General features: G+C 53.5%; 19 protein-coding genes. 15 read left to right on the plus strand and 4 right to left on the minus strand.

The window, feature by feature from the left end; all coding sequences use genetic code 11:
* Window positions 1-234 precede the first annotated feature (234 nt).
* The 9 genes from aceE (at window position 235) to AC4IE8_RS13740 (ending at window position 14,631) form a co-directional block, all read left to right on the plus strand.
* Entirely contained in the window at window positions 235-2,889 is a 2,655-nt protein-coding gene (gene aceE, locus AC4IE8_RS13700; protein WP_068990923.1) for a pyruvate dehydrogenase (acetyl-transferring), homodimeric type, read from the plus strand.
* A 79-nt stretch (window positions 2,890-2,968) separates the two neighbouring features.
* Window positions 2,969-4,318, plus strand: coding sequence for a dihydrolipoyllysine-residue acetyltransferase (gene aceF, locus AC4IE8_RS13705; protein ID WP_490791247.1), 1,350 nt, complete (start codon window positions 2,969-2,971; stop codon window positions 4,316-4,318).
* A 535-nt stretch (window positions 4,319-4,853) separates the two neighbouring features.
* Window positions 4,854-5,702: a cytochrome-c peroxidase gene (locus AC4IE8_RS13710; protein ID WP_490791248.1), complete on the plus strand. Its 849-nt coding sequence runs from the start codon at window positions 4,854-4,856 to the stop codon at window positions 5,700-5,702.
* A complete protein-coding gene (locus tag AC4IE8_RS13715) occupies window positions 5,699-8,932 on the plus strand; it encodes an EAL domain-containing protein (RefSeq protein ID WP_490791249.1) in 3,234 nt (1,077 codons plus the stop codon). Before AC4IE8_RS13710 ends, AC4IE8_RS13715 begins: the two co-directional genes overlap by 4 nt.
* Window positions 8,933-9,275: 343 nt before the next feature.
* On the plus strand, window positions 9,276-9,497 hold the full coding sequence (locus AC4IE8_RS13720) for a hypothetical protein (RefSeq protein ID WP_068990932.1): 222 nt from the start codon (window positions 9,276-9,278) through the stop codon (window positions 9,495-9,497).
* Window positions 9,498-9,843: 346 nt separating this feature from the next.
* Window positions 9,844-11,568, plus strand: coding sequence for a dihydrolipoyl dehydrogenase (gene lpdA / locus AC4IE8_RS13725; RefSeq protein ID WP_490791250.1), 1,725 nt, complete (start codon window positions 9,844-9,846; stop codon window positions 11,566-11,568).
* Window positions 11,569-11,613: 45 nt separating this feature from the next.
* Window positions 11,614-12,810 (plus strand): class I SAM-dependent methyltransferase, encoded by a 1,197-nt coding sequence (locus AC4IE8_RS13730; protein ID WP_490791251.1) that lies wholly within the window; start codon window positions 11,614-11,616, stop codon window positions 12,808-12,810.
* Window positions 12,810-13,589, plus strand: a complete 780-nt coding sequence (locus tag AC4IE8_RS13735; RefSeq protein ID WP_068990942.1) for an alpha/beta fold hydrolase — start codon at window positions 12,810-12,812, stop codon at window positions 13,587-13,589. The genes AC4IE8_RS13730 and AC4IE8_RS13735 overlap by 1 nt, the downstream gene beginning before the upstream one ends.
* Before the next feature lie 91 nt (window positions 13,590-13,680).
* The gene (locus AC4IE8_RS13740; RefSeq protein ID WP_490791252.1) at window positions 13,681-14,631 is read left to right on the plus strand and encodes a TAXI family TRAP transporter solute-binding subunit; all 951 of its coding nucleotides are present in this window, start codon (window positions 13,681-13,683) and stop codon (window positions 14,629-14,631) included.
* Window positions 14,632-14,684: 53 nt separating this feature from the next.
* On the opposite strand, the gene AC4IE8_RS13745 is transcribed toward AC4IE8_RS13740, so the two are convergent.
* Window positions 14,685-15,674 (minus strand): calcium-binding protein, encoded by a 990-nt coding sequence (locus tag AC4IE8_RS13745; RefSeq protein ID WP_068990948.1) that lies wholly within the window; start codon window positions 15,672-15,674, stop codon window positions 14,685-14,687.
* Between the two features lie 341 nt (window positions 15,675-16,015).
* Between AC4IE8_RS13745 and AC4IE8_RS13750 the strand changes: the two genes are divergently transcribed.
* The gene (locus tag AC4IE8_RS13750) at window positions 16,016-16,978 is read left to right on the plus strand and encodes a hypothetical protein (protein WP_490791253.1); all 963 of its coding nucleotides are present in this window, start codon (window positions 16,016-16,018) and stop codon (window positions 16,976-16,978) included.
* Between the two features lie 279 nt (window positions 16,979-17,257).
* Here AC4IE8_RS13750 and AC4IE8_RS13755 read toward each other — a convergent pair whose 3' ends face one another.
* Entirely contained in the window at window positions 17,258-17,992 is a 735-nt protein-coding gene (locus AC4IE8_RS13755) for a DUF481 domain-containing protein (RefSeq protein ID WP_490791254.1), read from the minus strand.
* A gap of 64 nt (window positions 17,993-18,056) precedes the next feature.
* On the opposite strand from AC4IE8_RS13755, the gene AC4IE8_RS13760 reads away from it, so the two are divergent.
* On the plus strand, window positions 18,057-20,567 hold the full coding sequence (locus AC4IE8_RS13760; protein WP_490791273.1) for a TRAP transporter permease: 2,511 nt from the start codon (window positions 18,057-18,059) through the stop codon (window positions 20,565-20,567).
* A gap of 96 nt (window positions 20,568-20,663) precedes the next feature.
* The gene (gene sbcB / locus AC4IE8_RS13765) at window positions 20,664-22,100 is read left to right on the plus strand and encodes an exodeoxyribonuclease I (RefSeq protein WP_490791255.1); all 1,437 of its coding nucleotides are present in this window, start codon (window positions 20,664-20,666) and stop codon (window positions 22,098-22,100) included.
* A 111-nt stretch (window positions 22,101-22,211) separates the two neighbouring features.
* On the opposite strand, the gene AC4IE8_RS13770 is transcribed toward sbcB, so the two are convergent.
* On the minus strand, window positions 22,212-22,496 hold the full coding sequence (locus AC4IE8_RS13770; RefSeq protein ID WP_068990967.1) for a hypothetical protein: 285 nt from the start codon (window positions 22,494-22,496) through the stop codon (window positions 22,212-22,214).
* Between the two features lie 36 nt (window positions 22,497-22,532).
* A complete protein-coding gene (locus AC4IE8_RS13775; RefSeq protein WP_068990969.1) occupies window positions 22,533-23,180 on the minus strand; it encodes an ankyrin repeat domain-containing protein in 648 nt (215 codons plus the stop codon).
* 305 nt (window positions 23,181-23,485) lie between these two features.
* Between AC4IE8_RS13775 and AC4IE8_RS13780 the strand changes: the two genes are divergently transcribed.
* The 3 genes from AC4IE8_RS13780 (at window position 23,486) to AC4IE8_RS13790 (ending at window position 26,424) form a co-directional block, all read left to right on the plus strand.
* On the plus strand, window positions 23,486-23,878 hold the full coding sequence (locus tag AC4IE8_RS13780) for a hypothetical protein (RefSeq protein ID WP_490791256.1): 393 nt from the start codon (window positions 23,486-23,488) through the stop codon (window positions 23,876-23,878).
* Between the two features lie 246 nt (window positions 23,879-24,124).
* Entirely contained in the window at window positions 24,125-25,717 is a 1,593-nt protein-coding gene (locus tag AC4IE8_RS13785; RefSeq protein ID WP_068990974.1) for a potassium channel protein, read from the plus strand.
* Window positions 25,717-26,424, plus strand: a complete 708-nt coding sequence (locus tag AC4IE8_RS13790) for a potassium channel family protein (RefSeq protein WP_490791257.1) — start codon at window positions 25,717-25,719, stop codon at window positions 26,422-26,424. The genes AC4IE8_RS13785 and AC4IE8_RS13790 overlap by 1 nt, the downstream gene beginning before the upstream one ends.
* Window positions 26,425-26,454 lie beyond the last annotated feature (30 nt).

A 26,454-nucleotide genomic window follows, 5' to 3' on the forward strand; every position in this document is an offset into this window, starting at 1 on the left:
TAAAATTCAGTATAAATCCTAATTCAATTGTAAAAACAGTAGATTAGGTCATCAAAAATTACTATCAGATAACGCTGAAATCCTTCTCATCTTGATGTATATTACTGGGATCAATCCAAATTATTGGTAATCCAAATAGTTTTCATTCTTAGTCTGGCGGATTTCTCCGGCAGAGGTGAATGGAATTGCATCAGCTTAATCCCTGACGCCAAACCGAACAGCTAGAGAATAACAATGCCAAGTAGACCCGATATCGACCCCATTGAGACACAGGAGTGGCTGGACGCCCTGGAGGCCGTACTCGAGAATGAAGGGGTGGAGCGTGCCCATTTTTTGATCGAACGCCTGGTTGATAAAGCCCGGCGCTCCGGTGCTTATCTGCCATTCAGCGCCAACACCGCCTATGTCAATACCATCCCGGTAACCAAACAGCAGCGATTTCCGGGCGACCGGGCAATGGAGCGTCGTATCCGCTCCTTCATTCGCTGGAATGCCATGGCAATGGTGGTACAGGCCAATCGGATTTCCACCGAACTTGGTGGTCATATCTCGAGTTTCGCCTCCAGCGCGACCCTCTTCGATGTGGGTTTCAACCACTTTTTTCATGCTCCCACCAAAGAGCGGGATGGGGATCTGATCTTTTTCCAGGGCCATTCCGCACCAGGCGTTTATGCCAGGGCCTACCTGGAGGGAAGGCTGAGTGAAGAGCAGCTCTACAGCTTCCGTCAGGAGGTGGATGGTCATGGACTCTCCTCCTATCCTCACCCCTGGCTGATGCCGGGATTCTGGCAGTTCCCCACTGTTTCCATGGGGCTTGGCCCGTTGATGGCGATCTACCAGGCCCGCTTCATGCGCTATCTGCATGATCGGGGAATGGTCAGCACGGAAGAGCGCAAAGTGTGGGCCTTCTGTGGCGATGGCGAGATGGATGAACCGGAAGCCTTGGGAGCGATTTCCCTGGCGGGCAGAGAGCGTCTCGACAATCTTGTCTTTGTCATCAACTGTAACCTGCAGCGACTGGATGGTCCGGTGCGCGGTAACGGTAAGATCATCCAGGAGCTGGAAGGAGTCTTCCGGGGTGCCGGCTGGAATGTGATCAAGGTCGTCTGGGGCGGCTACTGGGATCCGCTCTTCGCCCGGGACAAAAACGGCATCCTTATAAAACGCATGGAAGAGTGTGTGGATGGTGATTACCAGGCCTACAAGGCGAAGGGTGGCGCCTATACCCGAGAGCACTTTTTCGGTAAATATCCTGAGCTGGATGAGATGGTCGCGAATATGACCGACGAGGATATCTGGCGCCTCAATCGAGGCGGGCATGATCCCCATAAGGTGTTCGCCGCCTATGCCGAAGCGACCGCCCACAAAGGTCAGCCAACTGTGATTCTGGCGAAAACCGTGAAAGGTTACGGTATGGGTGTGGCCGGTGAAGGGCAGAACATCACCCATTCACAGAAGAAGATGGGTGAAGCGGCTCTGAAGGCCTTCAGGGATCGCTTCAACATTCCGATTTCCGATGATCAGATCGGTGCGGCACCTTTCTATAAGCCTCCGGCAGACAGCGCGGAGATGAAATACATGCATGAGCAACGCAGCAAGCTGGGTGGCTTTCTGCCTCAGCGGCGCACCAAGGTTGAAGCCATGACGGTGCCGCCGTTGGAGAGTTTCAAAGCACTGCTGGAGGGAAGTGGCGATCGGGAGCAATCCACCACCATGGCCTTTGTCCGGCTGTTGAATATGCTGGTAAGGGATAAGCAGCTTGGTAAACAGATCGTGCCGATTGTGCCTGACGAGGCACGTACATTCGGTATGGAGGGTATGTTCAGGCAGCTGGGGATCTACTCGTCGGTGGGGCAGCTCTATGAGCCGGTGGATGCGGATCAAGTGATGTTCTATCGGGAGGATAAGAAAGGCCAGATTCTACAGGAGGGTATCAATGAGGCAGGCGCCATGTCCTCCTGGATTGCTGCCGCTACCTCCTACAGCAACCACGGGGTCAGTATGATCCCCTTCTATATCTACTACTCCATGTTCGGCTTCCAGCGTATCGGCGATCTGGCCTGGGCGGCCGGTGACATGCAGGCACGCGGATTTCTGATCGGCGGTACGGCAGGCAGAACAACCCTGGCCGGTGAGGGATTGCAGCACCAGGACGGCCATAGCCATCTGGTGGCGGCGACCATTCCCAACTGTGTCTCCTACGATCCGGCATATGCTTATGAAATGACTGTGATCGTGCAGGATGGCATGCGGCGCATGTATCAGCAGCAGGAGAATGTTTTCTACTACATCACCGTGATGAATGAGAACTATCTCCAGCCGGCCATGCCCGAGGGTGTGGAAGAGGGCATTGTGAAGGGCATGTACCTGCTGAAAAAAGGCGGTAAGCACAAGAAGCGTGTGCAACTGCTGGGCAGCGGCACGATTCTGCGTGAAGTGATCGCCGCCGCCGAACTGCTGGAAAAAGATTTCAAGGTCACTGCGGATATCTGGAGCGTAACCAGCTTCAACGAATTGCGCCGCGAGGGTCTGGACGTTGAGCGCTGGAATACTCTCCACCCGGAAGAGGATCAACGACAGAGCTATGTGACCCGGCAACTCGCCGGTCAACAGGGGCCGGTGGTTGCCGCAACAGACTATATCCGCAGCTATGCCGATCAAATCCGGCCTTTTGTACCCGGTACATACAGTGTGCTGGGCACCGATGGCTACGGTCGCAGTGACATGCGCAGTCAGTTAAGAAAATTCTTTGAAGTCAATCGCTACTATGTGGCACTTGCCGCCCTGAAATCACTGGCAGATCAGGGTGATCTGAAGGATGACGTGGTCACTCAGGCGATCAAGAAATACAAAATCGATCCGGATAAGCCCAACCCCTGCACGGTATAAACGGTTGGTCAATAAACTTGTGCGGCATGTCCGGACGTTAAGAAACAGAGTGCCGGAATGGCAATAAAGAGGATGAGACGTGGGTAAAACGACAGATGTACTGTTACCTGATATTGGTGATTTCGAATCGGTGGAAGTCATTGAGATCCTGGTTTCTGAAGGTGACGAAGTCTCCGTTGAAGAGTCCCTGCTGACCCTGGAAAGCGATAAAGCCACCATGGAGATCCCCTCTCCACATGGCGGGAAGGTCAAGCAGTTGAAGGTTAAAGTGGGTGACCGGGTCAGTGAGGGGGATGTGATCCTCACAATTGAAGCGGGTGAAAGTGAAGCGGCTGCTGAGGATGCGCCGGCAACCGGATCAGCTCCGGCACCTGCAGCCGAAGAGGTGGAGACTGTACAGGCACCTGCGCCTACGCCTAATGAAGAGGCTGGCGGCGAAGCGGTGACAGGTCGTCGCCCGGGGGACAAAGAGGTCCGCATCCCACCGGTGCCGGAGAGTCCGATAATCAGCGGCGAACAACATAAACCCCATGCCAGCCCTTCTGTCAGACGCCTTGCCCGTGAGTTGGGGGTGGACCTCTCACTTGTGAAAGGTCATGGTCCTAAGCAGCGGGTATTGAAAGAGGATGTACAGAACTTCGTCAAACAATCGTTGCGCCGGGGTGAAGCGAGCGGTTCTGGTCGCGGCAGTTTTGAAATGCCGAGTGGACCGGATGTGGACTACAGCCGCTTTGGTGAGGTTGAATCCAAGCCAATGGGGCGGATCAAGAAGATCAGTGCTGCCCATCTGCACCGCTGCTGGCTCACCGTACCCCATGTCACCCAGTTTGATGAGGCGGATATCACTGAATTGGAGGCCTTTCGAAAGGCACAGAAAGCGCTCGCAGAGCGGCGGGATGTTCGACTCACGCTGATGCCGTTCCTGATGAAGTCGGTTGCCGCCGCACTGACGGAGATGCCGGCGTTCAATGCCTCCCTGGATAGCGAGGCCGAAGCACTGATCTATCGACACTACGTCAATATTGGTGTGGCGGTGGATACGCCCAACGGTCTGGTTGTGCCGGTAATCCGTGACGTGGACAAGAAAAGTGTCTTCGAGCTGGCGGCGGAACTGATGGCTGTCAGCGAGCGGGCCAGAGCCGGCAAACTGGCACCGGCAGATCTGCAGGGAGGCTGCTTTTCAATCTCCAGCCTGGGTGGTATTGGCGGGACCGCCTTTACCCCGATCGTGAATGCACCGGAGGTGGCAATCCTAGGGGTCTCCCGCAGCACCATGCAGCCGGTATGGGATGGGGCGAACTTTCAACCCCGGCTGATGCTACCCCTCTCCCTCTCCTACGATCATCGGGTGATCGACGGCGCAGAAGGGGTCAGATTCACCCGACTGCTCGCATCGTTGCTGGAGGATATTCGCCGCTTGCTGCTGTAGTGGTTGATGAGGTTTGTTTCTATCACAAAGCAGATCCGGGGAATTTAAAAATTTAATTCTGAATCCTTATGCAAATTAACAAGTTGTGGCTTGTTGTATGGTTGCATAACAACTAAAGTTTAGTTATTAGAGTTTCCTTTTGAACGGATTCTCATCAGCTCAGTTGCAGGCACAATCAGCCGTACTCCGCAGATACAGTTGTGATATAGGGGCAGGGATGCGACCTGTGCCTCTTCAACTCGTGGAATCTCCAATTTTCTGACGGAAAGCAATTCCTTAGGCTTTAAAGTAATTTCAAGCTTGTCCGATAAAGAATTAACGGTTGGCTTGAACTTGGATTGGAATAAACAAATACGTATCGAATCTGAATCAAAGGCTGTTGTCGTGGTGCAGCAGTTGGCTGGTTTAGGTTCGGTGTCTGGCTGATATGCATAAGACGCTGTTATTACTGATATTTTTACTATCTTATGTGCCATATCTTTGGGCTGATGAGATAAAGAATGAGCCCATCCGGCCCCTTAAAATGGGTTTTGAGGTGAACCCGAAGCTGGTTGCACTTGGGGATCAGCTGTTTCACGATCGACGTCTCTCCCATGACAACTCTTTAAGCTGTGCCAGCTGTCATCTGCTCTCGACTGGCGGTACGGATCTAAAGCCACGTTCAACCGGGGTAGGTGGCGTGATGGGGGGAATCAAGGCGCCAACCGTGTACAACAGCAGTTTCAATCTTGCCCAGTTCTGGGATGGGCGGGCGGAGAGTCTTGAGATTCAGGCCGCAGGCCCTGTGCACAATCCTCTCGAGATGAACTCAACCTGGCCTGAGGTGATCTCCAAGCTGAGTCAAGATGCCGCCATGGTTGAGGTGTTCGGTCAGCTCTTCAGTGACGGCATCACCGGTGAGAACATTGCAATCGCCATCGCCGCCTTCGAAAAAACCCTGGTGACTGAGAACTCCCGTTTCGATCGCTGGCTGAGTGGCGAGCAAATCCTGAGTGAGCGGGAGTTACGCGGCTACCGACTGTTCAAAAGCTACGGCTGCATCAGCTGTCACCAGGGAGCCAATGTGGGCGGCAATATGTACGCCTTTATGGGTGCCAAGGGTGACTATTTCAAAGACAGAAACACAGAAATTACCGAGGCTGACTATGGCCGATTCAATGTCACCGGACAGGAGGATGACAAGCACTATTTCAAAGTTCCGAGCCTACGACTGGCAGCGGTCAACTCACCCTACTTTCATGATGGTTCCGTAACAACCCTGGATGAGGCGATCCGGGTGATGGGGCGTTATCAGTTGGGTCGTGAGATACCCGATGAGGATATCCGGGATATCGTCGCTTTTCTGCACACTCTGGTCGGCAAGCATCGTCGGTTCAAGCCATGATTAAGTTCCTTAGATCAATTGGCATCAGACGCGCCGCACTGCTGATCGGCTTGAGCCTGGCATTTGCCTTGTTACTGGGGCTGTTCTGGGATGATGAGTCCAGTGAGTATGCAGAGATCTCACACAACATGCTGCAATTGAAGAAGCTGGATGCCCGTCTCGACCGGGATATGTTGAGAATCGCCTCATTTCTGATGGTTCAGTATGACCCATTGGTTATGACGACCAACAATCTGCGAGAAATGAAAGATAAGATCGATCCGCTGATCGATCAGCATGATCAGCAACTCAAGGATCTTTTTTCCACCTATTGGCAGGGGGTGGATGAAAAGCTCTCCCTGCTGGAAAAAATCAAGTTTCAGGCGGCATTGGTGCGCAATGGTATTCACTACCTGCCCATCATCGCGGATGAGTTGAAAGAGAGTGAGCCGAGACTCTACGAAGATATTCTGGTGCTGATCAACCAGCTCTATACCTACCATCTTTTCTCTGCGGATTCACAATTCAATGAAGTAAAACGCTCTCTGGAACAACTCAAGCAGCAGAAGCTAGAGGTCACCGAGAGCCAGTCATTATTGGATCAGGTCCTGTTTCATATCGACTCTGATCTGCATGGTCTTGCCAAGTTGGGTCTATTGAAGCGGCGTTATCTGGCGATTCCAAGTCAGCATAATTTCGAGGCGATTCACATCAGGCATGAAGCGAACCGGATCGCAGAGACCAGCACCAAACGACAGATGATCATGCTGCTGATGGTTGTGGTATTCATTCTGCTGCTCGGTCTATGGCAATTGATCAGGAGTCTGCATAATGCCCATCAGGAGGTGAATCGTGCCTGGTATCGACTGCATGATGCGGTGAACAATCTCTCCGAGGCGTTTGCCCTTTTCGATGCGGATGGTCGTCTGGTGTTGTTTAACCGCTGTTTCGAGGAGTTCTATCCCTGGCTTAAAGAGCGAGATATGGAGTCTCTCACCTTGAAGAAGATGCAGACCGCTGCCGGTAGCCGGGTGAAAAACCTGAACCTTGAAGGCGATGCGATACTCGATGTCTCGCCTCAGGGTCAGTATCTGGAAAAACTCGATAGCGGCGCCTGGTATCTCAGCAGTAACAACCGCACCACTGAGGGTGGGCTGGTCTGTGTTAGAAGTGATATCACAGAGTCAAAAAAGGCTGAATCGGACCTGCGTAAGCTGGGTCGGGTACTGGAGCAGAGTCCTGCGTCAGTGATCATCACCAATACGGAAGGGATTATCGAGTATGTGAATCCGAGATTTGAAAAGGTCTCCGGTTACACGGCAGCTGAAGCGATTGGGCAAAACCCAAGGTTCCTCAAGAGTGGCGACAAGACCAAACAGGAATACAATGAAATGTGGAGCAGCCTGCTCGCAGGTAAAGAGTGGCGTGGTATGTTCCACAACAAGCGCAAAGACGGCAGCATTTATTGGGAATCCGCGTCGATTTCACCACTACGGGATGAGCGAGACAAAATTACCAACTTCATAGCCGTCAAAGAGGACGTCACAGCGCAGAAGCGGGCTGAAGATCAGTTAAGAATGAATGCCACCGTGTTTGATACCACGGCGGAAGGCATCATGGTGACTGATGACGAGAACCGGATTAAAACAGTCAATCCTGCCTTTACAAGAATCACCGGTTACAGTCAGGAAGAGGTATTGGGACGTACACCCAATATTCTCAGTTCCGGTCGCCACAGCAAATCCTTCTATGAAGACTTATGGGAGTCTGTGCTGCAACAAGGCTATTGGTCAGGTGAGATCTGGAATCGGCGTAAGGATGGCAGTGTCTTTCCGGAATGGCTGTCGATCTCAGCAATCAAAGGTGAACACGGCATCGCAAAAGAGTTTGTTGCTGTATTCTCCGATATTACCAAGCACAAAGAGAACGAAGAGCAGATCCGCTATCAGGCCAATTATGATGCCCTGACCGGGCTGCCCAATCGTTCACTGTTGTCCGACCGGCTGAATCAAGCTATCGCTGCTGCCCACCGTGAAAACTGGATGCTGGCGGTGCTGTTTATCGATCTCGATCACTTCAAGGTGGTAAATGATACGTTCGGCCATGTGGTGGGGGATGAGCTGTTGCAGCTGGTGTCCGCCCGGATCAAAGCCTGTCTGCGTGAATCGGATACGGTAGCCAGATTCGGCGGGGATGAGTTCATCATTCTGTTGCAGGATGTTACGGAGATGGATTCTGTGGCGAATGTGGCCACCAATATCATCGATCATATAACCCGAGTTTTCTCTCTGTATGGGCGTGAGATCTATATCGGCGCCAGTATCGGTATCACGGTCTACCCGGATGATGCGGTGAATGCGGACTCTCTGCTGCGAAATGCGGATATGGCCATGTACCAGGCGAAGGAGCGGGGTAGAAATACCTATCAGTTCTTTACAGCATCGATGCAGCAACACACCTTGGAGCGCCGACAGCTGGAGCTGGATCTGCGCCAGGCGATCAAACGGGATGAGCTTGAGATCTACTATCAGCCGGTGATCAATCCAACTCAGAACAAGGTGGTGAGTGTCGAGGCTCTGTTACGCTGGCATCATCCACATCGGGGGACCGTCTCTCCGGCTATCTTTATCCCGGTTGCTGAAGACAGCGGACAGATTGGTCCTATTGGTGAGTGGGTACTGAAGCGATCCTGTCAGCAGTTGAAGCAGTGGCACAATGCCGGTTTCAGTGATCTCAAACTGGCGGTGAATCTCTCCAGCAGACAACGGGAGCTTGGTCTCGAGGCTAGCTTTTTGCTAGGTGTGTTGGCGGAGACCGATCTCTCTTCCGATTATCTTACTCTTGAGATCACTGAGAGCCTGTTGATGCGCGATACCGATGAGGCTATGGCTTGGTTGTCTGATTTCAAGGCGCTGGGCGTTTCCCTGTCAGTGGATGATTTTGGTACCGGCTATTCATCACTCAGCTATCTGAAGCGGTTCCCGGTTGATACGATGAAGATCGATCGCTCATTTGTCAGTGATTTACCGTATGACGTTGAAGATGTCACCCTGGTGCGAACCATTGTTGCGATGGCGCAGAGCCTCAATCTGTCCCTGATCGCGGAAGGGGTTGAGACCCGAGAGCAGGCTGAATTCCTGGTCGATACCGGTTGTGACAATCTCCAGGGCTTCTATTATGCCAAACCGATGTCAGCGAAAGAGTTGACGCATTGGCTCGGTTCCGATGTGCTGGAAACAGGCACCACTTAGGGGCCGTCCATACGCATTCCATCGGCCATGAACTGCTGAACGCCATTATCAAAATTACCGTGCCCGAAACTGAGTGTCCGATCCAGGCGTAAATAATTGCACGCTGTTTTTTGGTCAATATCGGTGCCCCTGTCACAACCTCAATCCCTAATTGGTTATATAAAACCGCTGCGGAATGAACTCCAGCGGTGATACGGATTGAAGTTGCCCTGTGGCTCGATGGTGATCCAGAGAGTTTTTTGATCTGTCGGCTGACTGGAGAAGTGGTTGCAACCTGTTTGACGGAAGTTGTACCACCGAAAGAGATTACTAGGACAAATTTGCAATATTGAGGGATTGAAATATGAAAACACTGACTACCATTGCCTTGTTAAGCCTTACCCTGACACTGGTCGCCTGCAGCGACTCAACTGGCCCGGATAGCAGCACCACAGACAATACCACATCATCGATGACTGAACCGGCAGAGCCCGTCGTGAGCGGCCAGGGTATGGAACAGGGTGATCAGGCAGCATTTGAAGCTGGTATCGATGCTGCCAATCAGACCGCATCTGAGAAACAGTAGTGGTGACAGGGGGAGCCCCTGACTGGAGTACATTCTCCCAGCCTACCTTACCAAACCGCGTTTTCTAACTCATAGGCGGCTTCAGTCTTGCCATTGAGCGGTGTGGTCACGACTTCTGTAGAAACCTCACTCTGTTGTTGAAGCGGCAGAGTGGGGCTACTGGTTAATCCGGCTATTAGCAGGGTTAACAGCTATTTCATGTCTGAATGTTCGTTCTCAGCGGCAGAAATGCTATAAAGGGTTAGTAAATACACTATCCTGTGTTCAATATCGAATCACCCTGGTGGTGATCGATGCCTATTGCATACAAGCATATTTAAGAAAACTAATACTGTGAGGAGCCTACATGAGCGGCATTGTCGAAGTGACCCTTCCCGATATCGGTGATTTCGAGCAGGTGGATATCATTGAAATTCTGGTATCTCCAGGCGACCGGGTCGATGCGGAAGATTCCATTATTACCCTGGAGAGTGATAAGGCGACAATGGACATTCCCTCCCCGCACAGCGGAACAGTCAAGGAGCTGATGGTCAAGGTTGGGGATAAGATCTCCATGGGTGGGGCGATCCTGAAACTGGAACTGGCCGCCGGGGAGAAGGCGGAAACCCCGCCGGCAACCAGCAAGGCGCCGGTATCCGAGGCGGTTAAAGGTGCTGCGGACAAACAGGCTGATGTGGTGGTGCTCGGGGCGGGCCCTGGTGGTTATACCGCAGCTTTCCGGGCAGCGGATCTGGGTAAGAAAGTCATTCTGATCGAACGCTATGGGGCGCTTGGCGGGGTCTGTCTGAATGTTGGCTGTATTCCGTCGAAAGCCCTGCTGCATGCTGCGGATGTCATCAATGAAGCGGCTGAAATGGAGGATATGGGGATCAGCTTCGGTAAGCCGAAAGTCGATCTCGACAAGCTGCGCGCCGGCAAGGACAAAGTGGTGCAGAAACTCACCGGTGGTCTCAAGGCGCTGGCCAAGCAACGTAAGGTGGAGGTGGTTCACGGCCTGGCCCGTTTCGAATCACCAAAGCGAATTGCGGTGAATGGCGCTGAGGGTAGCACCTCGATCGATTTTACCGATGCCATCATCGCCTGTGGCTCCACCCCGGTCGAGATTCCCGGGTTTCCCAATGACGATCCCAGGCTGATCGACTCAACCGGGGCACTGGAACTGGCTGATGTTCCAAAACGTATGCTGGTCGTGGGTGGCGGTATCATCGGGCTTGAAATGGCTACGGTCTACAGCACATTGGGCAGTAAGATCGATGTGGTTGAACTTCAGGACAGTCTGATCCCCGGTTGTGATAAGGATCTGGTCAGGCCGCTGCAGAAACGGATCAAAAAGCGCTACAACGCCATCATGCTGGGTACCAAGGTAACCGATATCCAGGCCCAGAAGAGTGGTCTGAAGGTCAGCTTCGAAGGCAAACAGGCACCGGACAAGCCGCAAACCTACGATCGGGTGCTGGTCTCTGTGGGGCGGGTGCCGAACGGCAAGAAGATCAATGCTGAAGCGGCAGGCATCAACGTGGATGAGCGTGGTTTCATTCCGGTTGACCAACACATGCGGACCAATGTGCCGAACATCTATGCCATTGGTGATGTGGTGGGGCAGCCGATGTTGGCCCACAAGGCCACCCATGAGGCCAAAGTGGCTGCTGAAGTGATTGCAGGGCTGCCATCGAGTTTCGACCCCATGACCATTCCGTCGGTTGCCTATACCGACCCGGAAGTGGCCTGGATGGGGCTCACCGAGACCGAAGCCAAGGCACAGGGTATCGAATATGAGAAGGGGGCATTTCCCTGGGCTGCCAGTGGCAGAGCCTTGGGCATCGGCCGTGATGAAGGGGTGACCAAACTGCTGTTTGATCCAAAATCGAAGCGGATTCTGGGTGCCGGCATCACCGGTCCGAATGCGGGTGAGTTGATCGGTGAAACCGTACTGGCGCTGGAGATGGGTGCCGATGCGGAGGATATCGGTTTGACCATACACCCCCATCCAACCCTCAATGAGACCATCTGCTTTGCCGCAGAGATGGCCGAAGGCAGCATCACCGACCTGATGCCACCGAGAAAGCGCTGAGCAGAGCTGGTTGAGATCCCGACTGGGTAAAACAAGTTGGACCGGGTGACTGCGGCTGTTCGGGCCTTCTATGAAGCCTACCCCTATCCGCCGGGTAACAGGCCCGATTGCGATGCCTACCATGGACGGTTGCTGCTGAGTTACATCGAACGACCCGAAGGCATCCCTATGCAGCTTCAGCTGCTTGAGGCGGGTTGTGGACGGGGGATCAACCTGACCGAGGCCGCCGCCCTGCAACCAGATGATCAGTTCACCGGCATCGATATCAACCGGGTGGCGATCGACGAAGCATCGGCGAATATCCGCACAAAAGCGCTCGCCAACCTCAATTTTCAGCTGGCCGATCTGCTCGACCCGGCCTCTCTGCCAGGGGTGAGTCGGGGCTATGATGTGATTCTCTCCTATGGGGTGATACACCATCTGAGTGACCCACTCAAAGGCCTGCAGCAGCTGACTCAACAACTGGCGCCCCATGGGGTGTTGTCACTGATGGTCGATGGTCGGTATGGCCGCCAGCCTCTGGATCGGTTTCTCCATGCGCTGGAGATGATTTCAGCCTCGGGTGACCGAGATGGACAGAGGGCAGTGACGGCCAGGGCCCTGGCCCGGATCGCCGAGAGGGGGGTATTTCATGGCAACTGCTGGCAGGGTACCTCGTCTGTGGATGAGGTGGAGTTTGCCGACCGGTGTCTGCATGTGCATGAGCAGAGTTATGACATCGAGGGCTTGTGGCAGTTACTGGATAAGGCTGGTTTGAAGTTTATTCGTTGGCACGAGCCTGATGATTGGTCGCTAAAGGCGATCTGTGACGATGAGGCGCTGATCGAACAGCTGCAGGCCGTTGATCCCTCAGTGGCCTATCAACTGATCGAACGCCTTACCTACCGACCCAAACTGACTCTGGTGGCGGCAAGAAAGGAGGATCAGCCCCGACTTCCCCTGAGCAGGGAAGCGTTCCTGTCAAAACGGTTTTACCTGAGTCCTCAGTTAAAACGGGTAACCGATGAGTCCGGTGACACAGAGTGGATGCTGCGTGGACGCAAGCTGTCGATCGCTGCACAAGGGTTGCCGCATCAACTGCTCACTGCTGCGTCACAAATCGACAGCGGTTTTACCGCTTCGCAGTTGCTTCAGCCACTAACCGGGGAGTCCATTAGCCCACAGCATGGCCTGAATCTGCTCATGCAACTCTATGATCTTGAGTGTCTCTACGCCTCCCATGAAACAGAGAGGGCAGTGTGATGAGTGATACTCCACCGCTCTACTTCAGAGATCTGGGTGATCCGCAAAAGCCGGTCCTCTGTCTGATGCATGGACTGTTCGGTTCCTCCAGCAATTGGATGGGTATAGTCCGGCGGCTTCAGGATCAGTTCAGGATCATCAATCTGGATCTGCGCAACCACGGCCGATCTCCACACGACAGTGAGATGAGCTATCCGCTGATGGTGGATGACCTGCTGGCACTGTGTGACCATCTTGATCTGCAGACCGTTTCACTGCTGGGACACAGCATGGGTGGTAAAGTGGCCATGCTGACCGCTCTGACAAACCCTGAGCGGGTGGACAGGCTGGTCGTGGCGGATATTGCACCGGTCGCCTACGAGAACCGTTTTGCATCCATATTCAAGGGGCTGCAGACTATGCCCCTGGAGCAGCTTGAGAGTCGTGATGCGGCCGATCTTCACCTGTCCGCCTATGTTGCCGAGCCAGGAATTCGTCAATACCTGCTGCAGAATCTGCTAAAAAAGGGGGAACGCTGGGAATGGCGCTTCAATCTGCAGAGCTTAATCGAAGCGATGCCGCTGCTGACAGACTTTCCAGAGGTGGGACACAGTGCTTTCCCTGGCGATGCCCTGTTCATTCACGGTGAACTTTCGGACTATGTGAATCAGCAGGCGATCAGGGTCATCGACGACTACTTTCCCCACAATCGCCGAAGGATGCTCCACGCTGCGGGTCACTGGCTCTATGCAGAACAGCCTGCCCCTTTTGCTCAAGCGGTGGCCAATTTTTTGAAGTAACAGCAGCAATTTCCACAGTGGAAGCCTGTCTGAAGTGTGGGCAAACAGAATTAAAATTCAAAGATCAAAAATATAACGGAGGTCGTGAAACATGAAAAAGTTAATCGGGATAGGTCTGTTGATGTTACCGCTGATCGGTGTCAGTGCCGAACAGCAGTTTATCAGTATAGGGACTGGTGGCCTTACCGGGGTCTACTATCCGACAGGTGGCGCCATCTGTCGGCTGTTGAACAAGGGCAGAAAGGCTCACGGTATCCGCTGCTCTGTGGAGTCCACCGGCGGTTCCATTTTCAACCTCAATACCATTGCTGCGAAAGAGCTGGATTTCGGTGTGGCCCAATCCGATTGGCAGTATCACGCCTACCAGGGCAGTTCAAAGTTCTCAAAGCAGGGTGCCAACAAGAGCCTGCGGGCGGTTTTCTCCATCCACAGTGAACCGTTTACCGTAGTGGCTCGTAAAGAGAGCGGCATCAATACTTTTGCCGATTTGAAAGGTAAACGGGTCAATATCGGTAATCCGGGCTCAGGTCAGCGGGGCACCATGGAGGTCATGATGGAGAAACATGGCTGGAGAAAGCAGGATTTCAAACTGGCTTCTGAGTTGAAGGCCACTGAACAGGCCAGAGCCCTGTGCGACAACAAGATCGATGCCATGGTCTATGTGGTGGGTCACCCTAATGCCTCAATCAAAGAGGCGGCGACCGCCTGTGACACCCATCTGGTAGCCGTGGCCGGGGGGCTGGTTGAAAAGCTGATCGAGACAACCCCCTATTATGCACCGGCGGTTGTCGCTGGAGGTGTCTATCGTGGAAGTGATGCCGACACACCCACCTTTGGTGTCAAGGCGACTCTGGTTACAGCTGAGCATGTTGACGAAGAGGTAGTCTATCAATTGGTCAAAACCGTGTTCGACAATCTGGATAAGTTCCGCCAACTCCATCCTGCCTTCGCCCATCTTCAGGCTACAGCCATGCTGGAGGGTAATACAGCGCCATTTCACAAAGGAGCGATGCGCTACTACAAAGAGAAAGGCTGGTTGTAATCTATTTCTGGCAACCTGGGCTGGTGCCGAGCCACGCACCAGCCCATGGATCACTACCTGGGCGATATCAGATTTAACGGAAAACAGTTAGTTCCGAGAGAGGCTCCACCACCGGTGAACAGAGCCATTGGATCGAAGGGGTTGAAGCTACCGCCCGAACTGTTTTCCTGTGACCCGTAAATCGGGCCCGGGCCATCGTCAATAACAATGAAATCATCTTCTGCATCAATTCTCGTATTGTTGCCTGATCCGCCGTCAATACAATCATTGCCACGCTCACCCACCAGGATGTCATCGCCAGAATTACCCCAGAGATGGTCGTCTCCCCGGCCGCCATAGATGCGGTCATCGCCACTGCCACCGATCAGCTTGTCGTTGCCCTCACCGCCCTGCATAAGATCATTGCCAGAGCCTCCCCACAGGTTGTCGTTACCATGGCCACCAACGAGGCGGTCATTGCCGCTGTTACCAACCAGGGTGTCGTTGCCATTGTCACCGCTGACAAAGTCGTTGCCGGCGCCACCCCAGATGCCGTCATCTCCATCGCCACCGTTGAGACGATCATGGCCGTCACCGCCGATCAGTGTGTCGTTGCCCAATCCGCCATGGAGTTTGTCATTGCCACTGCCGCCACTGATCCAGTCATTACCTGAGCCGCCATTGATGGTCTCATTGCCTGCGCCGCCTCGAATGACATCATCACCGCTGCCACCGTTGATTGTAATGTTGTTTTCCGGGCCGCAGAGCTGTTGTCCGGTTACACTGATATTGTCGTTTCCGCAGCCACCGTCAATAATCAGGTTTTTGGCCTCTTGCGCTGTGAGGTGGTGGGTTTCACCATCGATGGTCAGGTCGACCGAACCATCGCTGTTGGTGTGGATGTTGATATGATTGTCTTCACTGCCTGCAAAGACTCGAGTCGTGTCACCATTCCTTTCGATGCGTCCACCATTATCCAGATAGTCGACACGAGTGCAGTTGTTCGGATTGAAACCACCGCTTAAATTGGAAAAACTGTTCGGACTTCCTTGTATGCTGTCCATTGATGTACTCCTTTCGTTTATATTTTGATCACTGATCTGGTCCACGGCGGCTCTGTTATCTATTCACAGGAAGGTTGGACAGAGTGCCGCAAATCTCAAACGGCCAATGATTCCTAGCCATTGAATCAGAACGACAAGACCCCTGTCACTAGGGGATGTCCCTAGGGTTAAGGGTCTTAATATCAGGCAGAAGATCCTCCCGGCAGACTGGGATGATCCAGAACTTGTGTCAGCCTTGTCTGACAGGGTTATTTCTCATATCGTTGAATGATTGAGTGATATTAGAATTTGAAAGTTGGTGTTTACCACATCTTACAATGGAACTACGAGCAAGGATTGCTATGTTAAAAGTAATACACAATATCTATAAATTGATCTTTCCCCTTCTCGGTACACTATTGATCGGTGCCTGTGTGTCTACCACCGACGACGATACAGAGAGTGAGTCCCGACAGGAAGCGGCTAAAAAGATCAGAGCAAACATGTGGCTGACGCCGGACTGTCTGCAGGATAACTCCGGCCAATACTACCGAGGTTTATACAAATTCACGGATGATGGTGAAATCTTGTCAGGTGAACAGGGATTTCAGGATGCCAGCTGTTCGACAAAAACCAATGAAACCACTCAGCCACGAACGTTTTCCGGTAGCTATGCCGTATTGGATAGTGAAACACTGGAAGACGGAACGGACGGTTTCAGTTTCGACTACTCGATCGAGACCAGGAATATCCTTGCCTACTTCAGAATGACCGATAGCGAAACGCTCTGTTTTTCGAATAACCTGGAGTTCAGGGCTGATGTGGTAAACATTGAGACGGGCAGTGTCGATCCAAGAGTTGATTATCGGAATTGTCTGACACTCAACCGTTCATCGGACGATAACGATCCTGATCCAAACCCAAATCCCGGTCCTGCGGTGAACCTGCAGGGAGTGTGGGTACTGAGTACACAGTGCCGGGTCAACGATGCGGGCAATCACTACTATTGGCTGGTTGATTTCACACAGGATAACCGGGTTCTTGAGGCTTATGCCTTTTTCAATAACACCGATTGTTCAGGTACTCCCACCGCAACAGACTTTAGTGATATCAATCTGACCTATACGGATCAGGGTGAAGCGACACTGCCGGACGGAAGAAAAGGGCATCAAATGCGCTTGATACAAGGTGTCAATAGTTTCGATGGCTACTATACGTTCGATGCGCAAAACAGATTATGTATCTCACACAGTTTCACCCTTACGAGAACTGATAATGACTCCACAGAGTTAGATTACAACAACTGTTTTTCAAGGCCCGATTGATTCCCAGGCAACTTCTGCAAGCTGTGGCCAATCCTATTTGGCTGCGGCTTGTTTTGCATTCCAGGTCGGTTACTCCACGATCCACGGCACCTACCTTTTCTAGGGCCTATTGGATGAGTGTTAACAGCCCCTAAAGTCAATATGAGGCGAACTGTGGGAGGATATTCTGATTAAAAACCGCTCAATTGGTAGGTGTGCATTTGCGGTGATTGGCTTCTATTTGCGGATGAATTGTTCACTGAGCCTTGTCAGGGTGTAGGGCATCAGGAAACGGAATATTCAGATCTGCCATAACAGTGAGAGATTATAGTTGAAGTCGTTGTTCTCTTGCTCTTCACTGACATCGCTGTCGTATTCGTTTCTCAGCCCGAGTTTGATGGCAAGATTGCGCGCTTCAGCCATTTTGATCGACCAGTTTAGAGCCGTCAGATTGCGGTACTCTCCGGTCTCGTCGAGATCCGGATAGAAGGCGGTGGTGAATTCGAATCGCTCAAACTCTGAGATGATCCAGCCCAGATCGAGCGCCAGTATCAGTTCCGGGGTCTTGATATCTTCATCATCACCCCGGCTGATCGAGCCACCCAGACCGACCCGGCTGGCGATATCCCAGCTGTCGTTTTTCAGGTGCTGATAACCGGTACCGCCGGCAGCGGAGAGTCGATCGTCCCAATCCTTGAACTCGTCCCAGTCGTAGCGTCCCTGGAGGAATGAGAACCAGGGATTCTGCGGCCAGATCCACTCCCGTTTCAGATCGGCGAAGAAGCGGTTTGCAGAGACATCCCCATCGCTTTTCGAGCGGTCGTAGGCGGATGAGAATTTCCAGGTTTTCAGGGGATCGGCATAATCGGTATTGAATCCCAGATGAAGGTTTAGCGTCTCACTGTTGCCGGAGGCCCCATTCAAACCCAGTTCGACCTGGTGGCGCCAGGAGGACTCTACCCCATCATCCGCAAAAGCGGGCAGGATCGATACTGAACAGATCAAGAGTGATAGAGTAGCTAACAAAGATTTCAAACACATGGCTCGCGTAGCAGGTTGTGAACAGATGGTGCAGAAGAATAACGTAAATCAGTTGGAAATGGTGGAGACGGTTGAGTATGGTGGGAGGCGTGCCACAGGTTTGACCAAAAGTTTTCTCATGGCTACCGCACTCTGCTGGGCATTGTTTCAGCTGTGGGCGGCCTCCCCACTACCTTTTACCTTCGGGATTGGTGTCTTCAACGATACCGAGATCCGCTCAATCCACCTGGCATTTGCGATCTTTCTGGCTTATCTGTTTTTTCCCTTCAGACGACGCATCAGCCATCAGATCCCCTTGATCGATTGGATGTTGGCAGCAACCGCCGCTTTTTGTGCGGCCTATCTGTTTCTCTTTTATGAAGCGTTGGCTGAGCGGGCTGGGGCTCCCTCCGGCTTCGATGTGGGGGTGGCGGTAGCCGGTGTGTTGCTACTGTTGGAAGCAACCCGAAGGGCGCTGGGTTGGCCACTGATGCTGATTGGCGCCTGTTTTCTAGGCTATACCTTTGCCGGTCCCATACTACCCGACCTGCTGGCCCATAAAGGGGCTTCCCTGGAGCGGGTCGCCTCACACCAGTGGCTCTCCACCGAGGGAGTGTTCGGTGTGGCGGTCGGGGTCTCCGCCGGGTTTGTGTTTCTGTTTGTGCTGTTCGGCAGCCTGTTGGAGCAGGCCGGCGGGGGGCACTATTTCATCCGTGTCGCCTATGCCCTGGTGGGCCATCGCCGGGGAGGGCCTGCCAAAGCGGCGGTATTGGCATCGGGGTTGACCGGTATGGTCTCCGGCTCCTCCATCGCCAATGTTGTCACCACCGGCACCTTCACTATCCCGCTGATGAAGAAGATCGGTTTCTCTTCAGAGAAGTCCGGCGCGATTGAAGTGGCGGCTTCGACCAATGGTCAGATCATGCCGCCGGTGATGGGGGCGGCGGCGTTCCTGATGGTGGAGTATCTCAACCTCTCCTATCTGCAGGTGATCAAACACGCCTTTCTGCCCGCACTGCTGAGTTACATTGCACTGCTCTATCTGGTGCACCTGGAGGCAGTCAAGGCGGGTATGCCTGCGGCACATCGCAGCCATGTGGCCACGCTCTGGTCCCGCCTGCTCCGATGGGGATTGACCCTCTCAGGGGTGGCGCTGTTTTTTCTGCTCGCTTATTGGCTGGTGGGGTTGGTCGATCAATTGCTGGGGGAGTACAGCTTCTGGGGAAATGCACTGTTGATCCTGGTGCTCTACGGATTGCTGATCTACGGTGAGGTCCGATATGGATTGCGCCAGCAGGATGAGAATATCCTGGAAGGACTGACCCCGGGCCAGGCCCTGTTGGGTGGGCTGCATTTTCTGTTGCCCATTTTGGTTCTGGTCTGGTGTCTGATGCTGTTGCGCCTCTCTCCGGCCACTTCGGTCTTCTATGCGATCTGTCTGATGATGGTGATACAGCTGACTCAGCAAGCATTGCGGGCCCTCTATAGCGGGAATCGTTTGACTGAAGGGTTCGTCAATGGCTTCAGATCCCTGGTTACCGGTCTGGAGAATGGCGCCAGAAACATGATCGGCATCGGTGTCGCCACCGCCACCGCCGGTATCGTGGTGGGGACCGTCAGCCTGACCGGTATTGGTCAGGTGCTGGGAGAGTTGGTGGAGGTGCTCTCCATGGGGTCCGTGGTGCTGATGCTGCTGCTCACCGCCCTGATCTGTATGATCCTGGGAATGGGCCTGCCGACCACAGCGAACTACATCGTGGTATCGACCCTGATGGCCCCGGTGATCGTTCAGCTTTCCGCTTCCCATGGACTCGATATTCCACTGGTTGCGGTGCATATGTTTGTCTTCTATTTCGGCATCCTGGCCGATGACACCCCACCGGTAGGTCTGGCGGCCTATGCCGCTGCCGGCATCTCCGGCGGCGATCCGATCCAAACCGGTCTGCGTTCATTTTTTTACGATATCCGTACCGCCATTCTGCCGTTTATGTTTATCTTCAATACGGAACTGTTGATGATCGGTGTCTCCGGTGTGGGGGATTTTCTGTTGATCGCACTGCAGGGTCTTGCGGCGATGCTGCTGTTTGTCTCCGCAACCCAGGGTTGGCTGATCGTTCGCAGCCGTTTATGGGAGAGTGCTGCACTGCTGCTGGTGGTGTTCTCCCTGTTTCGCCCCGACTTCTGGCAGCAACAGATGTTTCCGTCCATGGCGTGGCAGCCGCCACAGCAGATGGATGCTTATCTTGCTAAGCTCCAGTCTGGCGACAAGCTGCGCGTGCAAGTTGAGGTGGAGAACGAGCGTGGTGAGTTCATACAGAAGGATGTGCTGCTGCAGGCGCCGACGGTGGAGGGTGAGCTCACCCTGGCGTCGTTTGGCTTGTTGACCGAAGCGGATAGTGAAGGGCTGAGAGTGGTCGATGTGGTGTTTATGAGCGCGGCGGAAGGGGCCGGACTGGAAGCGGGTTTTACCCACCGGGTCCACGGCTACTATCTGCCTCAACAGCAACCGGATAAAAACTGGTTTCTGCTACTGCCGCTGCCACTGTTGGCCTTGATTTTGTTTGTGCAGCAGCGGCGCAGAGAGAAATAACCGATTCCAGTTGAGATCCGGGCTTGTTCAGCGGTTTGATGAGTTGTGAGCCCTGTGTTGATCCAGACGCACGATAACGATGGTTGAACTATAACGATGACTTTCAGCTTCTATTGGCACGATTATGAGACCTGGGGTGCGGATCCCCGTCGCGACAGGGCTTCCCAGTTTGCCGGTGTGCGCACCGATGAGGAGCTCAATCCTGTGGGTGAGCCGCTGGTCGTCTACTGTAAACCCAGTGATGACATGCTGCCCCAGCCGGTTGCCTGCATGATCACCGGAATAACCCCTCAGTACGCCCAACAGCATGGTCTGGTGGAGGCGGAGTTCATTCGCGCCATCCATCAACAGTTGGCAGTGCCGGGAACCTGTGGTGTGGGCTACAACAGTCTGCGTTTCGATGATGAAGTCACCCGCAATACTCTCTATCGAAATCTCTACGACCCCTATGCCCGAGAATGGCAGAACGGTTCATCCCGCTGGGATATCATCGATATGGTCCGACTGACCCACGCGCTGCGGCCTGAGGGGATCGAGTGGCCGAAAAACGACCAGGGGGTGACCAGCTTTCGGCTGGAGGCGTTGAGTGTGGCGAACGGTATAGAGCACGCCGCTGCTCATGATGCCCTGTCGGATGTCTACGCCACCATCGGCATGGCCAAACTGGTCAAACAGCGCCATCCGAAGCTGTATGACTATCTGTTCAACAGCCGTGCCAAGCAGGTGGTTGCTTCACGTCTGAATCTGCAGCAGCGTGAGGCGGTGCTGCATGTATCCGCCATGTATCCGGCAGCTCAGGGATGTATCGCCATGGTGATGCCGTTGATCAAACATCCGGCGAATCCAAACGGGGTTGTGGTTTACGATTTACGGTACGATCCGGATCCACTGTTCTCACTGGATGTGGAGACGCTGCATCAACGTCTGTTCACACCCAAGGATCAACTCCCGGAAGAGGTGGAGCGGTTGCCGATCAAGACGATACACATCAATAAATGTCCGGTGGTGGTGCCGATGAACACCCTGGATCCGCAATCTGCGGAGCGTTGGCAGATCGATCTCGGTCAGGGAGAGCGGCATCGGGCGGCACTGCTGAAGGCGGACCGGTTCATAGCAGACATCGAACAGGTTCATCGGCAGCGTGAGTTCGAGCCGGTAAGCGATCCCGATCTGGCGATCTACTCCGGAGGATTCTTTTCAAGCAGTGATCGGCAGAGGATGAATCAGATCGTCGAGTCGGAGCCTGAGACCCTGTCCGATTTTCCGCCGGTGTTCGATGATCCAAGACTGGTGGAAATGCTGTTCCGTTACCGTGCCAGAAACTGGCCGGACACCCTTAGTCAGGAGGAGCGGCAGCGCTGGGAGGAGTATCGCAGTGAACGCCTGCTGATGGAGGATGGGGGAGGCAGCATCAACCTGGATCTCTACCTGCAGACCCTGGATCAGCTGGAGGCCGATCCAGAGCTGAGTGAACAGAAGCGTGCGTTGATTGCCGACCTGCTGGCCTGGGCCGAGCAGGTGGCGCCGCTATAGCTGATAAAGACCAATCACCGCCAGTATTAAATCTGCACGGTTGATTTCATTCATCATCAATCCGGCGTTGACCGGGTTAATCGTCTGAGGTTGCCTGGTTGGGTTGTGGGACTACTCTTCTGACCACTTCTGCAAGGCATCGATAATGCCTTTCGCCTGATCCTTGCTGGAGATGTTGAATTTACTCTTCTGCATGTATTCACCATTGCGCTTCTGATAGCGTCGAATGGTGTACTTGTCGGCACCGTATTGCTGCTTGGCGCGATCCCAATCCTGAAAACGGAAAATGATTGTGGTCCAGGCCCCTTTGGAGAGAACAACCTTGTCCAGTTCTTTGACCACATCGATGCCGTCTTCCGTATAGTTGACTGTCAGCTCGTCAGGTGTAGATGCCATAGTGTTAAGGTAATCCCATAGGTTGATAAAACGGTGTTAACGATCTTCGGAAGCGCCGAATTGTATCAGCATCCGGATGATATCCTGATTGCCTTTCTGTTTGGCCAGACCCAGTGGGGTCAGGCCCTGCTGGTTGGCAATATCCAGGCTGGCGCCACGATTGATCAGGTACTTTGCCGAGACCCGTTGATCATTGAGTATCGCAGAGTGGAGCGGAGTATTGCCTTTCTCGTCCTGGTTGTCGAGTTTTGCCCCCTGTTTGATGAGAAAACCGACCACATCCCGGTCGGCACTGCCTAGGGCTGCAGTCTCACGCAGGGCGCTGTTTGGCTCGATTTTCGCTCCCTTCTCAACCAGATATTCGGCAATGATCGGATTGCGTGCGATCAGGGCCTTGAGCAGTGGCGTGTGCCCCTGGGGATCGACCGCTTCCAGGTCGGCCTGATTTTTAACCAGGATCCTACTCATCACCAGGCTGCCTTTCTGGGCCGCCACATGGAGTGGTGTCAAACCACTGGTATCCGCTTTGTTGACGTCGGCGCCCCAGTGCAGATTACGCTCCAGCTGGTCGATGTCACCGATCTGTACCGCACGGGAGAGGGTGATGGTCGGTTCCGCCTGCTTGCTGCAGGCCGATAAGACGAGGAAACACAGGCTTATTGTGATTGCGATTCGATATAACATAGGGGGATAGTAAATCCATCACCACTCAGGCTGCAAGGGTCACTTGGATATAGGTCGTTTGAGGAGCTTCTGTTGCTGTCAGGGTTGATACCAGCAGATGTTTATAAACATGGATTAATGTTCATGAAAGCCATTGGGTGCTTGCTATGCTTCATCAGCTTACCGGTTTGCCTCGTCCAACCTGTACTCTGTCTATTTATTCCTTTAGGATGCGGACAGTCTGATATTGTTCCGTAGTCGGAATTTTCACTGAACACACGAATATTGTGTGAATCGCTATCTCTAACACTAGAAGACTCCCGATCGTGATAAGTAAAATACTCCTGACATTGGCTGTAATCGGCGTGGCTTGGCTGGTCATTCGTCATCGCCAACAGTCCCTCAATGAGCCCGCACGAATTACCCGGCCGGTTGCCAAAGAGAAAACCTCAAACCGATCGATCAAGTGGCTCAGTTACGGTCTGTTGGCGCTGATGATTTCGTCCAGCCTGATCTATCTGGGTTGGCAGGTGGAGCAGGGGTATCGTCTGGTCACGGTACGGGTCGTGGATGCCCAGACAGGCCGCAGTGTCAGCTATATCGCAAGAAGAATGGATGTGGATGATCGCCACTTCGTCACCCAGGATGGTCGGGAGATCATTGTGGCCGACGGTGAGCGTATCGAGCTCTCTGCTTACAATCCACAACAGCTCCCCTGACCCGAATGGCGCTTACTTAAGCACTAAAACTCATGGCATCTGGTTTTATCAAAGGGTTTTGGTGGGGCATGGCCCCACCCTACTGTTGAATTCATGGTGTAGGGTGGGGCCATGCCCCACCAAATAACGCTTAAGCAAGTGTCATCCTCCCCTAACCCCATCTTTATACAGCTCCAGGATTTTACTTCTCTGCCGATATAACCGGTTAACAGTGTGATCAACCCGGTGGTGGGCTCATCCTGCGTCATGTCATTTGCGCAAAAAATCATCAAGTATTGTTACACCCTCGAGGGTTCCACCCGCTATAAGGGGTTGAAGGGTGCAGTCTACAATCTGCTGCAGAATCCCCGCGCGCCGATCCGTCCCTACTTTGATATCTTCATGATCCTGCTGGTGCTGCTCAGCGTCTGGCTGCTGATCTATGAAGTGAAACACGATCTCGGATTGTGGGGCGATCTGATCGAGGTGGGGGCGGTGACCATCTTCATCATCGAGTATCTGCTGCGTTTCTGGCTCTACAACGACAGCCATAAGGTGATCATCGAACGCTACGAGCGGGCCGAGTTCATCAATGAGACGTTTCGTCTCGGGCCGGCCCTCTCCAGTGCAATAGTCGGTAAGCTCAGATATATGATCCAGCCCCTGGCGATCATCGATCTGCTGGCGATCATTCCGAGCTATCGCCCGTTAAGGTTTTTGCGTATTTTTCTGCTCTTCAGACTGTTCAAGCTGTTCCGTTATACCCGCAGCATCAGTGAATTCGTCAAGGTGCTGTCTGAAAAACGCATTGAGCTGGTCACCCTGTTCATCTTCATGGCGTTTATCACCTTTACCGCGGCCACCGCGATCTTTTTCTTCGAGGCGGAACATGACGAGGGACAGATCGACGGCTTTTTCGACAGCATCTATTGGGCCCTGGTAACCATGTCGACAGTCGGTTATGGGGATATTACCCCTCAGACCACTGAGGGCCGGGTGATCAGCCTGGTGTTGATCATCGCCGGATTGGGTGTGATCTCGTTCTTCACCTCGATCATCGTCTCCGCCTTCGGTGAGAAGATCCATGAGATACGCGCCCACCGGGTTTTTTCCGAGGTGGAGCGTAAGCAGGTCGATACTCTGGTCTGCGGTTTTGGTCGGGTCGGACAGGTGGTGGCGGACCGGCTCTCCGAGGATAAGCGCTCGTTTGTGGTGGTGGATCCTCTCGAAGAGAACATCAGGCTGGCGAAACAGCGCGGTTATCTGGCAGTGATGGGCAACGGGGAGGATAACTCGCTGTTGGTGAGTATGGGGATAGAGACCCGCATCAACCGGCTGCTCTGTTTGACCGGTGACGATGTGGTGAATGTCTACATCACTCTGATTGCACGGCAGATGAATCCCGATATTGAGATCATCTCGCGGGCCAATCACCGGGAGAATGTCAACAAGCTGCATCGGGCCGGGGCAAGCCACTGTGTGGCACCCTATGAGGTATTCGGCCTGATCGCTGCCGAGTATGCGGGTCAACCGGTGGCCTTTGAAGCGGTTTACGGCCTGCTCACCCGACAGACCAGTGAAGGTATCGAAGCGGTGCGCATCAAACGCGACAGCTCTCTGGTCGGCAAACAGATGGGAGAGATCGATTTTCTCGCCCGGAAACTGATCCCCTTCGGTATCATCAGGGATGGCTGCTGCGACTCAGAGATCGATAACAGCTGCTTCAACCTGAATGAACGCTGTTTCTACTTCAATCCGGGCGAGGGATTCACGCTGCAGGCAAACGACCTGCTGGTACTGATTGGTCATGAATACAGTGTCATCCATCTGCGTGACTGTCTGGAACGGGGGGAGCTCTAGTGGCACGGCAGGATACCTTGATTTTCGGTTGTGGCGCCCTGGGTCATGAGGTGGCCATGCAGTTGTCTGAGCGTGGCATCCAGGTCTATCTCTACAGCAACAACCTTGATGAGGTAGGGGGGCTGCTGGCAAAGGGGCTTCAGGCTGCGGTAATCGACTACACCGATGATGAAAAACTGCTGGGGATTGGTATAGGAAAATGGGTAAAGACGATTTTTTGTCTCTTTTCTGAAGAACCGAAAAACCTCTTCTTGACCCTCTCGGCCCGGGCTCTGGATCCGGATCTGAAGATTGTCTGTGTCGCGGAATCGATTGAATCCAGTGAGCGGCTGCTGGCCGCCGGAGCCACCAAAGTCATCGATCCCTATGAGATCAGCGGTCAGCGGGTGCATGAGATGATTGCCCGTCCCTATCTGGTGGAGATGCTTGAAAACACGGTTTTCGGCAAGCACATCGATATTGCCGAAATTGAGATCCCGGATTCATCGGTGCTGGCCGGTATGGCGTTGAGTGATCTCGAGCTGAATAAAAAATATGATCTGATCGTGCTCGGGGTGGTGGATCTTGAAATGGGCAACCAGCTGATCTTCACAAACAGTGGCGTTGACCACCGTCTTGATGCCGGGGATATCCTGGTGGTGATCGGCGGCAAGCAGGAGATCGAACGACTCAAGCAGGGAGTCTTGGCAGCATCCGGGGAACCCTGAAGGGGGAAAAACCATCCAACGGGATTAGAT

The organism is Candidatus Thiodiazotropha sp. AKAK2 (genome assembly GCF_058244685.1).

What these genes read in the sequence shown, in the direction of transcription:
- AC4IE8_RS13770 (WP_068990967.1), bottom strand. Translation starts at nt 22,496, where the DNA reads ATGGCATCTACACCTGACGAGCTGACAGTCAACTATACGGAAGACGGC.
- AC4IE8_RS13745 (WP_068990948.1), bottom strand. Translation starts at nt 15,674, where the DNA reads ATGGACAGCATACAAGGAAGTCCGAACAGTTTTTCCAATTTAAGCGGT.
- AC4IE8_RS13715 (WP_490791249.1), top strand. Translation starts at nt 5,699, where the DNA reads ATGATTAAGTTCCTTAGATCAATTGGCATCAGACGCGCCGCACTGCTG.
- sbcB (WP_490791255.1), top strand. Translation starts at nt 20,664, where the DNA reads ATGACTTTCAGCTTCTATTGGCACGATTATGAGACCTGGGGTGCGGAT.
- AC4IE8_RS13750 (WP_490791253.1), top strand. Translation starts at nt 16,016, where the DNA reads ATGTTAAAAGTAATACACAATATCTATAAATTGATCTTTCCCCTTCTC.
- aceE (WP_068990923.1), top strand. Translation starts at nt 235, where the DNA reads ATGCCAAGTAGACCCGATATCGACCCCATTGAGACACAGGAGTGGCTG.
- AC4IE8_RS13760 (WP_490791273.1), top strand. Translation starts at nt 18,057, where the DNA reads ATGGTGGAGACGGTTGAGTATGGTGGGAGGCGTGCCACAGGTTTGACC.
- AC4IE8_RS13740 (WP_490791252.1), top strand. Translation starts at nt 13,681, where the DNA reads ATGAAAAAGTTAATCGGGATAGGTCTGTTGATGTTACCGCTGATCGGT.
- AC4IE8_RS13775 (WP_068990969.1), bottom strand. Translation starts at nt 23,180, where the DNA reads ATGTTATATCGAATCGCAATCACAATAAGCCTGTGTTTCCTCGTCTTA.
- lpdA (WP_490791250.1), top strand. Translation starts at nt 9,844, where the DNA reads ATGAGCGGCATTGTCGAAGTGACCCTTCCCGATATCGGTGATTTCGAG.
- AC4IE8_RS13720 (WP_068990932.1), top strand. Translation starts at nt 9,276, where the DNA reads ATGAAAACACTGACTACCATTGCCTTGTTAAGCCTTACCCTGACACTG.
- AC4IE8_RS13735 (WP_068990942.1), top strand. Translation starts at nt 12,810, where the DNA reads ATGAGTGATACTCCACCGCTCTACTTCAGAGATCTGGGTGATCCGCAA.
- AC4IE8_RS13785 (WP_068990974.1), top strand. Translation starts at nt 24,125, where the DNA reads ATGTCATTTGCGCAAAAAATCATCAAGTATTGTTACACCCTCGAGGGT.